This window comes from Candidatus Mycalebacterium sp. (genome assembly GCF_977828045.1).
In genome coordinates this window covers 1-12,871 of the sequence record NZ_CDWCUL010000005.1, presented here as the reverse complement: position 1 = coordinate 12,871, position 12,871 = coordinate 1, and the positions used below count along the sequence as shown (strand labels likewise).

General features: G+C 50.3%; 19 protein-coding genes. 9 read left to right on the top strand and 10 right to left on the bottom strand.

Features of this window, described 5'->3' with window-relative positions; translation table 11 throughout:
* Window positions 1-338, bottom strand: a 338-nt coding sequence (locus ACY430_RS00770; protein ID WP_462137004.1) for a DUF1761 domain-containing protein, incomplete at its 3' end; no start/stop codon positions are given.
* Complete coding sequence (locus ACY430_RS00765) at window positions 335-664, bottom strand: 4a-hydroxytetrahydrobiopterin dehydratase (RefSeq protein WP_462137003.1); 330 nt, start codon at window positions 662-664, stop codon at window positions 335-337. The genes ACY430_RS00765 and ACY430_RS00770, both read right to left, overlap by 4 nt.
* A gap of 60 nt (window positions 665-724) precedes the next feature.
* On the opposite strand from ACY430_RS00765, the gene ACY430_RS00760 reads away from it, so the two are divergent.
* From ACY430_RS00760 to ACY430_RS00745, 4 genes are all read left to right on the top strand, one after another.
* Entirely contained in the window at window positions 725-1,933 is a 1,209-nt protein-coding gene (locus tag ACY430_RS00760) for a thiolase family protein (protein WP_462137002.1), read from the top strand.
* A 39-nt stretch (window positions 1,934-1,972) separates the two neighbouring features.
* The gene (locus ACY430_RS00755; protein WP_462137001.1) at window positions 1,973-2,392 is read left to right on the top strand and encodes a Zn-ribbon domain-containing OB-fold protein; all 420 of its coding nucleotides are present in this window, start codon (window positions 1,973-1,975) and stop codon (window positions 2,390-2,392) included.
* Window positions 2,393-2,411: 19 nt separating this feature from the next.
* Window positions 2,412-2,858 (top strand): MaoC family dehydratase, encoded by a 447-nt coding sequence (locus tag ACY430_RS00750; RefSeq protein WP_462137000.1) that lies wholly within the window; start codon window positions 2,412-2,414, stop codon window positions 2,856-2,858.
* 117 nt (window positions 2,859-2,975) lie between these two features.
* On the top strand, window positions 2,976-3,620 hold the full coding sequence (locus ACY430_RS00745) for a hypothetical protein (RefSeq protein ID WP_462136999.1): 645 nt from the start codon (window positions 2,976-2,978) through the stop codon (window positions 3,618-3,620).
* Here the strand turns inward: ACY430_RS00745 and ACY430_RS00740 are convergent.
* The 6 genes from ACY430_RS00740 to rpmH are packed head-to-tail and all read right to left on the bottom strand — an operon-like array spanning window position 3,613 to window position 7,498.
* Entirely contained in the window at window positions 3,613-4,398 is a 786-nt protein-coding gene (locus ACY430_RS00740; RefSeq protein ID WP_462136998.1) for an SIR2 family NAD-dependent protein deacylase, read from the bottom strand. The two genes, ACY430_RS00745 and ACY430_RS00740, sit on opposite strands and share 8 nt — an antisense overlap.
* Window positions 4,389-5,090: a Jag family protein gene (locus tag ACY430_RS00735; RefSeq protein ID WP_462136997.1), complete on the bottom strand. Its 702-nt coding sequence runs from the start codon at window positions 5,088-5,090 to the stop codon at window positions 4,389-4,391. Before ACY430_RS00735 ends, ACY430_RS00740 begins: the two co-directional genes overlap by 10 nt.
* Window positions 5,091-5,115: 25 nt before the next feature.
* Window positions 5,116-6,792 carry a membrane protein insertase YidC gene (gene yidC / locus ACY430_RS00730; RefSeq protein WP_462136996.1) on the bottom strand — a complete coding sequence of 559 codons (1,677 nt, stop codon included), beginning with the start codon at window positions 6,790-6,792 and terminating at the stop codon, window positions 5,116-5,118.
* Window positions 6,773-7,000, bottom strand: coding sequence for a membrane protein insertion efficiency factor YidD (gene yidD, locus ACY430_RS00725; protein ID WP_462136995.1), 228 nt, complete (start codon window positions 6,998-7,000; stop codon window positions 6,773-6,775). Before yidD ends, yidC begins: the two co-directional genes overlap by 20 nt.
* Window position 7,001: 1 nt before the next feature.
* Window positions 7,002-7,352: a ribonuclease P protein component gene (gene rnpA, locus ACY430_RS00720; protein ID WP_462136994.1), complete on the bottom strand. Its 351-nt coding sequence runs from the start codon at window positions 7,350-7,352 to the stop codon at window positions 7,002-7,004.
* Entirely contained in the window at window positions 7,349-7,498 is a 150-nt protein-coding gene (gene rpmH / locus ACY430_RS00715) for a 50S ribosomal protein L34 (protein ID WP_462136993.1), read from the bottom strand. Before rpmH ends, rnpA begins: the two co-directional genes overlap by 4 nt.
* Window positions 7,499-7,606: 108 nt before the next feature.
* Here rpmH and ACY430_RS00710 point away from each other — a divergent pair, with 108 nt between their 5' ends.
* The 5 genes from ACY430_RS00710 (at window position 7,607) to ACY430_RS00690 (ending at window position 11,928) form a co-directional block, all read left to right on the top strand.
* Window positions 7,607-7,837: an OadG family transporter subunit gene (locus ACY430_RS00710; protein ID WP_462136992.1), complete on the top strand. Its 231-nt coding sequence runs from the start codon at window positions 7,607-7,609 to the stop codon at window positions 7,835-7,837.
* Between the two features lie 28 nt (window positions 7,838-7,865).
* Window positions 7,866-9,677, top strand: a complete 1,812-nt coding sequence (locus ACY430_RS00705) for a biotin/lipoyl-containing protein (RefSeq protein ID WP_462136991.1) — start codon at window positions 7,866-7,868, stop codon at window positions 9,675-9,677.
* 134 nt (window positions 9,678-9,811) lie between these two features.
* Window positions 9,812-10,972 (top strand): sodium ion-translocating decarboxylase subunit beta, encoded by a 1,161-nt coding sequence (locus ACY430_RS00700; RefSeq protein ID WP_462137006.1) that lies wholly within the window; start codon window positions 9,812-9,814, stop codon window positions 10,970-10,972.
* Entirely contained in the window at window positions 10,969-11,376 is a 408-nt protein-coding gene (locus tag ACY430_RS00695; protein WP_462136990.1) for a thiol-disulfide oxidoreductase DCC family protein, read from the top strand. Before ACY430_RS00700 ends, ACY430_RS00695 begins: the two co-directional genes overlap by 4 nt.
* 6 nt (window positions 11,377-11,382) lie before the next feature.
* Window positions 11,383-11,928: a thioredoxin-like domain-containing protein gene (locus tag ACY430_RS00690; RefSeq protein WP_462136989.1), complete on the top strand. Its 546-nt coding sequence runs from the start codon at window positions 11,383-11,385 to the stop codon at window positions 11,926-11,928.
* Here ACY430_RS00690 and ACY430_RS00685 read toward each other — a convergent pair.
* Both ACY430_RS00685 and ACY430_RS00680 read right to left on the bottom strand, forming a co-directional pair.
* On the bottom strand, window positions 11,918-12,679 hold the full coding sequence (locus tag ACY430_RS00685) for an HNH endonuclease (protein ID WP_462136988.1): 762 nt from the start codon (window positions 12,677-12,679) through the stop codon (window positions 11,918-11,920). The two genes, ACY430_RS00690 and ACY430_RS00685, sit on opposite strands and share 11 nt — an antisense overlap.
* A 47-nt stretch (window positions 12,680-12,726) precedes the next feature.
* Window positions 12,727-12,819 (bottom strand): hypothetical protein, encoded by a 93-nt coding sequence (locus ACY430_RS00680; RefSeq protein WP_462137005.1) that lies wholly within the window; start codon window positions 12,817-12,819, stop codon window positions 12,727-12,729.
* Between the last annotated feature and the right edge of the window lie 52 nt (window positions 12,820-12,871).

Sequence of the window (12,871 nt, the reverse complement as noted above, 5' to 3'; positions counted from 1 at the left end):
TCACGGTTACGACCAGCGGAATATCGCCCCAGGTGTGTTGGCTCAAAATAACCGCGCCGACAATTGTTTCCCACGACAAAGCTCAACTTGTAACCGTCCCGGATGCCTATCATTCCCGCTCTTGCCGCGATTAACGCAACGGCAAGGCACACAAGAAACTGCTTTACGAACTCAACCGCAAGTTTCAGCGGCGTGTCGTCTGCTTCGGTTATGCCCATCACTTCCATGAAAATCCCGCCGAAAACCGCCTCGTTATACCAAACGGCTCCGAGCACAAACGCGATAATGGACGCGATGATGACCGATGTGAAGTTCACCTTTGAAAGTGAAAGACTCATTTTGTGCCTCCTCCCAGCTTTAAGATTTTCACCGCGAGCGCGAAGTCTTTTCCGGTAACGCCGCCCTCGCTGTGCGTGGAAAGCGTGATCTTCACCTTTTTCCAGCCGTGCATGAGAATGTCGGGGTGGTGATCGGCTTTTTCCGCCTCAATTCCAACGCGCACCACAAAAGCCAGCGCTTCGGAGAAGTTCGCGAGCGTGAAGTTTGTGTAAATGGAACTTTTGCCCGCCTTCCAACCGGGCAGTTTTTTCAGTTTCTTTTGGACTTCCGTTTTGCTTAAAATCGCCATATTCAGAACGCTCGCGCCCGCGCAATCGTTTGACATTTTTTCCGTCCGTTGTAGTGTATAAGCCCTGTTTATTCAAGACAAGGGGGAGTATTACCAATGAGCGCGGAAGTCGGTATGAAAGAAGCCCGTGAGCTTCTGAAAAAACACAAAATAGTCATCGCCGGAGTCGGCGAGACGGAGCAGGGCAGAATCCCTGACAAAAGTTCTTTTCAATTTCTTTCCGAAGCGTCAAAAATCGCGATAGAAGACGCCGGAATCAAAAAAACGGATGTTGACGGTCTCGTAACGGCGTTTTCGCTTGTGGAGCATACCTTTATGCACTGCACAACTTTTGCGGACTATTTCGGAATGAAACCGAAGTTTTTCTCTTCCATAGCGGTTGGCGGTTCCACGGCGGTGTGGATGGTCGCCGAAGCGGCGATGGCTATCGCTTCAGGGCAGGCGGAAGTCGTTCTGTGCGTTAGAGGGGACAACACGCTTTCGGGAATATCGTCTTCGGGAATGATGGCTCTTATAAGGGAGATGTGCCACGCGGAGTTTGAATTCCCCTACGGTCTCACGACCCCGGGCGGATACGCTCTTGCGGCACAGAGGTATCTGCATGAGTACGGAAACAGCAGGGAGCACCTTGCCGCGGTTGCCACGACAATGAGAAAACACGCGGCGGACAAGGAAAACGCGATGAACAAAGAGCCTCTTTCGGTTGAGGAAGTGCTTGAGTCCCGCATAATTGCGGAGCCGCTCACCAAATACGACTGCTCAATCATCTCTGACGGCGGTTGCGCTTTCATCATCACAACCGAGGATAAGGCGAAAGAACTCGGCATAAGCAACAACCTCGCCTACCTGTGGGGAATGGGACAGGGGTATTCCCACCAGTATCTGACCACACTGAACGATTTGGGGCAGATATACGGCGCAGTGAAAGCTTCGGGAGACAAAGCGTTCGGCACCGCCGGTGTTACAACGGACGATGTTGATGTCGCGTTTCTTTACGATTGCTTCACGATAACGGTTCTGCTTGAACTTGAAGGACTCGGATTTGTGAAGCCCGGAGAGGGCGGTCCTTTCGCCCTTGAAGGCAGAATGGAAAGGGGTAAAGACCTGCCGGTCAACACGCACGGCGGGCTTTTGTCTCAAGCGCATCTCGGAGCCATGCACCACGTTGTTGAAGCGACTTTGCAGCTTCGCGGCACGGCGGGCAAAAGGCAGATTGACGGCGCTGAACTCGCCCTTGTGCACGGCAACGGTGGCATCGTGAGCGCTCACAGCACGGTTCTGCTGGGCAACCAGCCGCTTAACTGACCGGAGCGTTTCATATTTTAAACGGAGGAATCTTAAATTATGGCTGAAAACAAATACGCAAAACCGCTTCCGGAATTTCGTCCGGAAACAAAACCTTTCTGGGATGGTTGCAAGAAGCATGATCTTATGCTTCCCAGATCAAAGCAGACGGGAAAATTTTTCTTTTACCCCAGAGCGCTCTCCCCGGGAGACGACATGAGTGCCGACATTGAGTGGGTCAAGTCTCCGGGCAAAGGGAAAATCTGGACCTTCTCAATCCACCACATGGGCCCCACAAAGGCCTACAAAGAAGACGGCGCTTACGTGGTTGCGCTCGTGGAGCTTGACGAAGGGGTGAAGATGATGTCAAACATCGTTGAATGCGATGTGAACGATGTGGAGATAGGAATGGAAGTTGAGGTCGTTTTTGACGATGTTACCGAAGAAGTAACGCTTCCAAAGTTCCGTCCCGCGAAATAGGAGCAGGAGGAAGTCTATTATGTCAAAGGTTTTCTACGAAGACATTGAGGTCGGCGAGGAGCACGAAAGCACCGGCAGAACGGTTACTGAAGCCGATGTTATGAACTTCGCCGGGCTTTCGGCGGATTTCAACAACATGCACATAGATGAGGAGTTTGCGAAAAAGACGGTTTTCAAAACCAGAGTCGCCCACGGATTGTGCGTTCTTTCAATATCTTCGGGTCTGTGGTTCACAATGCCGCGGCTCGCGACCATCGCGTTTATGGGGCTTGAAGACTGGCGTTTTTCGGGAGCGGTCAAGTTCGGAGACACGATAAAAATTAAACGCAAACTCGCCGAAAAACGCGAACACAAGAGACCCAACATGGGTTTTCTCATCTGGGATCTTGAGGTTCTTAATCAGGAAAATGAGGTTGTACAGAAAGGCAAATGGGTTATTCTTGTCCAGAGAAGGGAATCGGACTAAAAAATCTGAGTTATCCGGCGCCCACAAATTCAATTTTGTCTTGTTAAATATGTCTTGATTGGTTTATAATTTAACTCCAGCCCTATGGCTGGGGGAAACAGGAGAGGAGAAATAACAATGAAAAGGTTCATACTATCGTCACTGGTTGTAGGTTTGGCAGTTGTATCTGTCGGCGTTTTTCCGTCCGCAGCGGAAACCGACTCGAATGGCATGCTGGGTAGCCGTTACATAACGACCAAATTCATCTCAAAAGAGTTTGGTGGTGACATTGCCCGCCACTCACTTAACCGCAGGTTTCAGGGAATTCAGATTGACACAAGTTTTTTCCCGCAGTCAAACATGGATTTCATTACCGAACTGTCTTACGCGCAGGTCGGTTCGCAAGACAAGGCGTGGGTTTTCGATGCGCTAGTCAATCCGACCGTATACAAGAGCGTCAACCCGCACATCAAATTGCTCGCGGGAGCCACGTTCGGCATTTCCACAACAAAGGTGAAACAGCTGTCGTCAGTTACCGAATACAGCAACACCGAGCTTGTATGGGGGCTGAACACGGGCGCCGAGTTAAGTCAGGGGCGTTTTACAGCGCTTTTAGGTATTGATTACAACTGGATGGATGAGTTCGGAGACGGTATTGAGGTTGGAATTGACTCTAATTTCAGTCTCACCGAAAAAGTTTCTCTGAACAGTTCATTTGCTTACGAGCACAATTCGGACGCGCTTGCTTTCGGTATAGGGCTCAGCTTGCATCTCTTCAATTAAGAATATCGGTTTTTGAGTCTGAGAGGATTTTCGCCGCTTCCGATGCGAACGCGGCGATTTTTTCTCTCACCACAAGGTCCGAATCTTCGTCGTAAGGCGTTTCCATCAAATTGAGAATTATGAGTTTCGCGCCGTTTCTCAGTGCGATTTGAGGAAGTGTGCTTGCCGGGGTTACCACCAGAGACGAACCGGCAACTATAAGAACCCCGCACTCCTCCACAAGTTCAACGGCCGCATTCCACGGTTCGCGCGGAAGAGCCTCTCCAAAAAAAACGGCGTTGGGCTTCAATATTCCGCCGCATTCGCATTCGGGGGCCGTTTGTCCGTTTTTCACTCTTTGCATAACCTCGTCCATCGGTGTTTTTCCGCCGCATTCAAGGCATATCGTTTCGCGTATTGAGCCGTGCAGTTCGTGCACGGTTTTGGAACCCGCTTCGTTGTGCAAGCCGTCCACATTCTGAGTTATTACGCCGTTGGTCATTTTCCGCGCTTCAAGTTCGGCAAACAGAAAATGTCCGGCGTTGGGCTTTGCCGCGCTGCGGGCGGGGTGGAGTTCCAGAGCATATGAATAGTAAGCGGCGGGGTTTTGTATAAACCCGTCAAGAGACACGACCGACTGGTCCATCTTTTCCCACAACCCCTCATCGGGAGACCTGTAGTCCGGTATGCCGGACTCGGTGCTTATTCCGGCTCCGGTTAAAACTGCGCCTTTTCCGGCTCCGGACAGGATTTCAAGAAATTTTTCCGCCTCACCGCGCAAAGCGCAGGTTATCTCCACTTGTCCTGTGAGGCGGGCAGAAAGGTGATTTTCTTCGCGTTGCCGTCCTCTTTTGTCTCAAACTTGATTCCGCTCATGTCTTTCACGGCTGTGTAAACGACTTTTCTTTCGTAAGCCTGCATTCTGTGAAAAGTGAACGGTCTGCCGGACTCAATTACCTTTTTCGCGGCTTCAACGGCTTTTCTTTCAATCTCTTTCTCCCTTTCCCTTTTGTAGTTGTTGACGTCTATTGAAATCCTTTTGCCTCTATTGGGGGGCTTGCCGGTTTTGGACGCAACTATTCTGGAAACAATGTATTCAAAGTTTCTCAGGGTTTCCCCGTATTTTCCTATCAGCAACCCCTGGGATTCCTCAACATTCAAGTCCAACTCTATTGCTGAATCAGTTTCAGACACCTTAATGGAGTGTTTGATGTCTATGATGTCCAGAATGTTTTTTGTCGCTTCGCGTGCGTGTTCACGCACCTCTTCGGACGAATAGTTTGCCATCTCCTCACGCGGCGAGCCGTCCGCGCCGCCTTTGCCTTTCAGAGCAACTCTGATTTTCGCCTTTCTGCCGCCGATTCCGAAAATACCTTTTGACGGCTTGCGAAGAACCTCAACGTAAACTTCGTTCCTGCGGACTCCGAGTTCAAGAAGTGCCTCTTCAAGAGCCTCATCGGTAGTTTCCGCTTCTTTTTCCACCTCTCTCATATACTTTTACCTCCTTGTTTTATCTTTATGTACTCCTGTTTATATATAACTGTTGCGCCACGCTCAACACATTGCTTGCCGTCCAGTAAAGCACAAGCCCCGAAGGGAAATCCCACATAACAAATGTGAAAACAAGCGGCATAAACTGCATTATTTTCGCCTGCATCGCGGCGGTGTCGCCGGCCGCCGTCATGGGGGTCAGTTTTGTTGAAAGCCACCACGAAACTCCCATCGCGAGCGGAAGAATTCTGAACGGCACGGAAATTCCCGGCACATCAAACAGCATCTCCGGCGCGGAAAGGTCGCTTATCCACAGAAACGAACTGTGCCGTAGATCTATTGAATACAGCAACCCGTAATAAAGCGCGATAAACACCGGAACTTGCGCGAGCATCGGCAGGCAGCCGCCAAGACTGCTGAGCGGGTTTATTCCGTGGCTTGCGTAAAGCTTCATCATCTCTTCATTCTGGCGTTTTTTGTCGTCCTTGAACTTTTCCTTGAGCGCGTCCAGTTTGGGTTTTAAGGCCTCCATTTTCTTCTGCACTCTCTTCATTGACCTCATTCCCTTTATGGAAAGAGGCAGAAACAGCAACCGGAACAAGACTGTTATGACAATTATTGAGACCCCGTAGTTGTTAAAAATACTGTTGGAGTATTTCAGAATACGCACCGCAAGTTTTGACAGCGTTCCAAACCAGCCGTAATCAATGGCGTTTTCAAATCCGTAGCCGGCCGCCGCAAGCATCTTTTCCCGCTTCGGTCCCATATACGCCTTCCACTTGCGCTCCGAAACCGTGCCTGAAGGGATTGAAAATCTTCCGTATGAAAAACGCGTTTTAATCTTGCGCCCGTCTTTGGTGAAAGTCTTGACCTGTGTTGTTTCGCCCGATTCGGGAAGCGCCGCGATTATAAAATATTTTTTTGAAAATCCGAGCCAGTCAACCCCGCCCGTGAGCGGCTGCCCTACGTCATCTCCGCCGTTGAACTGTTTCTTCTCGCCGCCGACAGAAACAACAAGGGCGTTAGTCGGTCCGTAATCTCCCTCCTCTATTTCTCCGCGCTGGAGAAAGTGCAAGGCGTATTCAACGGTTTGCGACGACCGGTTTTCTATCTCGTATTTGCCGCCAATCAGGTAAGTGTCCGGCGCGAATGACAGTTTTTTGACAATCCTGACGCCGTTTTGCTTGTATGAAAGCGCAATTTCCCTTGCGAGCCTCCCCACCGTGACCGTGGTTTCGCCTTTGTATTCAAACGGAACCGGATGCGGGAGTTTAGTGTTTCCCAGAGACAAAACCGCCTCCGGAGATGACCACACGCCTCCGACAAGCGTGAGATTTTCCGACCCGTTTTCAGGGCTTTCAGAGTAGTGTTTAAGAACCAGTTTTTTTATGGTTCCCCCGGCAGTGTCCACATAAGCCGTGTAGAGAGGGGTTTGAACCTCTATGGTTTTTCCGCTCCGCACGGCGTCCTGCGGCAGGGTCGGAGGCTCCCATTGCGCATCCGTTCGCGCGGCGTGCGTCTCCACGCTTACGTTCCGCACATCCGCTCTTTCCGTTACCACAGGCCCGGGATTTCCGGCCGGTTTTTGCGGAAACAGTTTTGAATATCCGAAGATTATTCCCAGAGCGAGAACGGCGAATATTATGTAATTGGAAGTGAGTTTTTCATCCTGCATGTCAGTTTCATTTCTCCACCGGGTCATATCCGCCGGCGTTAAAGGGGTTACACCGCGCCACCCTGCTCACAGCCATCACCGCTCCGCGTCTCAGGCCGTGTGTCTTGATGGCTTGTGAGGAATATTCGGAGCAACTGGGGTGGAAGCGGCAACGGGGGCCCAGCAACGGTGATATCGTTTTGCGGTATATCTCTATGAGGAAAATCGCAAGCCTTGAGGCGGCGCGGGTTGCCATTTCATTTTTCTCCGCTAATCATACCCATTATTTCCGCGCGAACCGCCCCGAAAGGTATTTCGGACACATCATTTTCCGCTCTGAAAATAACGTCACTGGAACCGAATTGCGACTTGTTAACCCTGAAAATTTCCCGGAAATAACGTTTGATTTTGTTTCTTGAAACCGCGCCGGGAACGGTTTTTTTAGTCACAACCCGTCCGACACGCGCAAAGCCGAGCCCGTTTTCGGCGATAACAACGGAGAAGTTTTGAGACGAAAGCCGTTTCCCTTTTTTCAGAACCCGCACATACTCGGTTTTTTCCATTAGTTTCTCTCTTTTCCGAAGCGCCTGGCCGCGGATTTTGCTCATTTTGCCCGGAACTGGGCAGTCAGAACATGTCTGCCCTTTTGCGTTCTTCTTTTCAGAACGCGGCGTCCGCCCACGGTGCTCATTCTTGCGCGGTAACCGTGGGTTTTTATCGCTTTTTTCCTGTGCGGCTGAAAAGTTCTCTTCATGGCAGACAGGCGTAAAACTACCACAACTGACGCTCCGGTCAAGTTGACAAGTCCCCGCCCTTGTTGTTAAATGATAGCCGTATTTTCCCTTACCGGAATGCTTGCACGATGATATTTGAAGGGTTAAAACTGATGTTCGTGGGGATGTTTGTGGTCTATATTTTTCTCTCCGTTCTTTTTGTCATGATAAAGGTGTCCGCCTACTTTTTCAGCGGTGTTTCCCAGCCCGTCACGCCCGCTTCGGGGTCGGCGCGGAATTCAGCTCCAAAGGGTGTGAACGGCGGAATTGCGGCGGTAATTGCGGCGGCGCTTTCGGCATCCGGAATCGGAAAAAGGTGAGGGCTTAGAGGCAAAAAGGGCGTTCGTTATGAAGAAAATACTTTTTCAAGACACTTCTTTCAGGGACGGTTTTCAGTCATTTTTCGGCGCGCGCGTACTGACCGGGGATTTCCTTCCGGCGGTTGAAGCGGCGTCTCACGCCGGAATAACCCATTTTGAGGCGGGCGGCGGAGCCAGATTTCAGAGTCTTTTCCTGTATTGCGGGGAGTCCGCTTTTGACATGATGGACAGGTTCAGAAGCGCCGCGGGTCCCGATGCCAATCTCCAGACGCTCGCGAGGGGAATCAATGTGGTCGCACTGTCCGCGCAGCCCAAAGACATGATTGACCTTCATGCCAGAATGTTCAAAAAACACGGCATAACCCACATAAGAAACTTTGATGCCCTCAACGATGTGCGCAACCTTGAGTATTCCGCGCAGTGCATAAAAAACGCAGGCATTCACCATCAGGTTGTCGTTACGATGATGGAGCTTCCGCCCGGTTGCGAAGGCGCGCATGACTCGGAGTTTTACATCAAAAAAGTGCGCGAAATTCTTGATTCCGGACTTCCCTTTGACTCAATCTGCTTCAAAGACGCTTCCGGAACCTCAAATCCCCGCAAGGTTTACGATACGGTTAAGGGTGCCAGAGAGATTGTCGGCAAAGACACGGTGCTGTGGGTGCACACGCATGAAACCGCCGCGCAGGGCGTTGTTCAATACACCGCCGCGATAGAGGCCGGTTGCGACGGAATATGCGTTGCGCGGGCTCCGGTTTCGGGCGGAACCGCCCAGCCGGACATCATTTCCATGTGTGGTGCGCTCAAAGGTACGGATTTCACGCTTGATGTGGATATGAAAAAAATCCTTGAAGCGAACGCGGTTTTCAAAGAGTGCATGGCGGATTACTATTTTCCGCCCGAAGCGCTGGGAATTTCGTCCGAAGTTTTGCTCTCCCCAATGCCCGGCGGCGCGCTCACGGCAAACACGATGATGATGCGCGACACCAACACGCTTGAACTCTACCCGAAGGTGATAGAGGAGATGTCCGAATGTGTCGCCAAAGGCGGTTTCGGAACCTCCGTAACGCCTGTTTCGCAGTTCTATTTTCAGCAGGCGTTTTCAAACGTAACTCAGGGCAAATGGAAAAAAATTGCAGACGGATACGGCAATATGGTGCTTGGCTATTTCGGACGCACGCCGGTACCTCCCGACCCCGAAGTCGTAAAAATCGCCGAAGAGCAGATGGGTAAACCCCGTTTTGACGGCGACCCGCTTGAGATTATTAAGCCGGGAATTCCCCCGGCGAAAGCCATTCTTGAGAAAGAAGGGCTTGAAACCACCGAGGAGAACATCTTCATAGTCGGCGCTCTTGAGACTCCGGGCGGGAACAAGGGGCTTGAGTTTCTCAAAGGAAACTTCTCGGTCAATGTGAGGAAAGGCGAAGCCCAAAAAACCGCGCAGCCCAAAGGCGGCACGACACCGGACGCTTTTACGGCAACCATTGACGGAAAAGATTACGCCGTGAGCGTCAAATCCAAAGACAACGCCTACTCCGTTACGGTTGACGGCTCTGACTATGCCGTGAGTATTAGCGAAGGCGGCGCTCCGGCGGCGGCTCCGTCCGCGCCGTCAGGGGAAGTTACGCCGCTCATCGCCGCCGTTCCCGGAAATGTTTGTAAAATATCAGTCGCGGTCGGAGACAAGGTTGAGGAAAATCAACCGCTTGTTGTGCTTGAAGCGATGAAGATGGAAACCTCAGCCGTTTCTCCGTGCGCGGGGGTTGTTGCATCAATAGAGGTTGCCGCGACCGATGTTGTTGAATCGGGGCAGGTTCTGTTGACAATCGCTCCGAACTGACCATTGCAACCGTGTTTGACAAAATGAAAAAAACTCCTTTATTCACTGCGATTTTCGCTTTTCTCGCGATTTTCGCTTTTCTCGTTTTTCCGGCGTTCGCCGTGGGCGGTGAGGGATCGGACCTTCCGAGTATTATGGATATTTTCCGCAATCTCACGCGGGAGACCGGGGTGAGCGGCTTTTTGTCCTACGAGGAGTCGTGGGTGGCCGGACCGGGGCGGTTCGTTATGATTTCGGTTGGCTTTCTTCTTCTCTATCTTGGAATTGCCAAAAAGTTTGAGCCGCTTCTGCTTGTTACAATTGGTTTTGGTTGCGTGCTTTCCAACATCCCTCTTGCGGGCATAAGTGAGCCGGGCGGGATTTTGAACTATGTTTACGATGCGGGCATCAAAACGGGCATTTTCCCGCTGATTATTTTCATGGGAGTCGGGGCGCTGACAGACTTCGGGCCGCTTCTTGCCAATCCCAGAACCATACTGCTCGGTGTTGCCGCGCAGTTCGGCATATTTGCCACTCTCATAGGAGCGCTCGCGCTCACGCGGTATGTTGACGGCATAAACTTTACCTTTGCGGATGCGGCGTACATCGGCATCATCGGCGGTGCGGACGGGCCCACGGCAATATATGTTTCCTCTCAGTTGTCTCCGCGTCTTCTGGGGGCGATTTCGGTTGCCGCGTATTCGTATATGGCGCTTGTTCCACTCATTCAGCCTCCCATAATGAAAGCTCTGACGACAAAAGAGGAAAGGATGATAAGGATGAAACAACTCAGGCCGGTCGGGAAAACCGAGAAGATTATGTTCCCGCTTATTTCCGTTGTTTTGTGCGCGCTTTTTCTCCCGTCAGCCGCTCCGCTTATAGGGTTTTTCATGTTCGGCAATCTAATGAAGGAGTGCGGAGTTGTTGACCGTCTTTCGGACACGGTGCAGAATTCGCTTATAAACATAACCACCATATTTCTTGGGCTCGGAGTCGGCTCAAAACTTTCGGCTGAGGAGTTTCTCACGGTTGAAACAATCGGAATTTTGATACTCGGAGTGGTGGCTTTCTGCATAGGAACGGCTGCGGGCGTTCTCAAGGCGAAACTTCTCAACCTGTTTTCCACGAACAAGATAAACCCGCTTATCGGTTCTGCGGGCGTGTCGGCCGTTCCGATGGCGGCGCGCGTGTCGCAGGATGTCGGCGCGAAGGAAGATCCTCAAAATGTGTTGCTTATGCACGCGATGGGTCCCAATGTGGCAGGGGTTCTGGGTTCGGCGGTTGCCGCGGGAATTCTGCTTGCGGTATTTTCTTGAAACCCCTTCCATACGGCAATCCTGTAATTTTTTTTGACGGCGTTTGCGGACTGTGCAACCGTTTTGTCCGTTTTGTTCTGAAAAGAGACACACGCAAAATTTTCTTTTTTTCCACGCTCCAGGGGCAGACCGCCGCGAAAACCTTTTCCGCGCCGCCGGATTTTCACGAGTGGAGCATTGTTTACATGGACGAGGAGGGCGTTCACCGTTTTTCCGGAGCGGTGATTAAAATTCTCACCCGAATGGGCGGCGGCTGGCGTTTCGTCCGGGCGTTTGAGTATGTCCCCGCTTTTATACGGGATTTTATTTACGGCTATGTCGCACGCAGGCGTTATGCGTGGTTCGGCAAATTTGATTCATGCGTGTTGCCAAGCGCGGAAAACTCCGACAGATTTCTTCCGTGAACGGTTATGAGAATGATTAAAATCGCATTTCTTTTGAGCGCGTTTTTTATCTTCGCGCCGGTTTTTGGCGAGCCCGCGCGGGCTCAAGGTTTTTACGATAGGCAACTGCCTGAATTTACTTCGTCCGGCCCGCTGGAATGGGTCAACTCCCCTCCGCTTGAGCGGAAGGACTTGAAGGGCAGAGTAACGCTTGTGTATTTCTGGACTTTTGACTGCTGGAATTCATACCGCTCTTTCCCGTGGCTTCACACGCTTGAAAAACGTTTCGGAAAAGATGGTTTTCAGGCACTCGGCATACACACGCCCGAATTTGAGCATGAAAAAAGCAGGGAAAATCTTAAGAAAAAAATGAAGAAATTCAAAATTTCCCACCCCGTTATGATGGACAACAATTTTCACTACTGGCGGAAAATGAACAACCGCTACTGGCCCACTTTTTATCTGGTGGACAGAGACGGCAAAATCGTTCACAAAATGATAGGCGAAACGCACATAGGGCAGAAAAACGCAAAAGAGTTTGAGAGGGTTTTGGAAAGGGTGGTCAGTCAGTAACAAAGACATTCTTTCCGTGCCACTCAAGAAACTCTCTATCCGGCGGCAGTCTTTCGGGAATTTTTATTTTACAATCTTCGTATTTACCAAAAAAATCTTTTACTGCCTGATTGTCCAATTTCATTAAAATTTTACTTGTTTTAATTTTGTAGTCTGAATTTACAGTTATCAGTCCTCTATCAAATGCTTTGTCGTGCAGAGCGTTCAAGCATAATCCGTTTTGAGGATTTGCTTTTTCCTCTTTTGCGCACTTGTTCCACGGTTTTATATGGCTTGCTATTAAGAGCATCTCATTGTCAATGCCTGTTATACAGCACTTGTTGTTATAAGACGCAAGAATTGATTCTCTGAAAAATCGTTGTCCGACACGCCTTTTTGTGAGCCCGACGATGTCTTTCCCAATCCGTTGCCTTTCATCTTTTTCAGGAATGTTTTTGTCTAATAATGATGCTTTGAGAGTTTGGCTTTCATGTGAAAGCAAGTGGTATTTTCCTTCAAATTCTTTCCAGATTTCTTTGTCTAACTTGCTTGTATGGACGAGCCCCTTGATTTTTTTCTCTGCTAAAGTTGTATCAAAACTTCCAAAGTTTCCAATTTTCAAATTTACAGATGCAGGTGTTCTCCCAATGATTTTTGCGACTTTTTGAACTTCCGGGTGGCTTGCTCGGGATTTTGAGAACGGAATACGGAAATATAAATCTAAAACAATAATATTTTCTTCACGACTCCATGTTTTTCCTTTCTGCCTCATTTTCTCACCCGTTTTGTTCAATCGCTCCGGCTATCTTCGTCCAATTTCTACCCCTCTCCAAGCGCTTTTTTCATCACCTCAACCGGCGCGTCCATGCCGGTCCAGATTTCAAAAGATTTCGCTCCCTGATAAAGCAACATTTCAAGCCCCGATTCCGCTTTTATTCCAAGTTCGCGCGCGCGTGCCACAAGC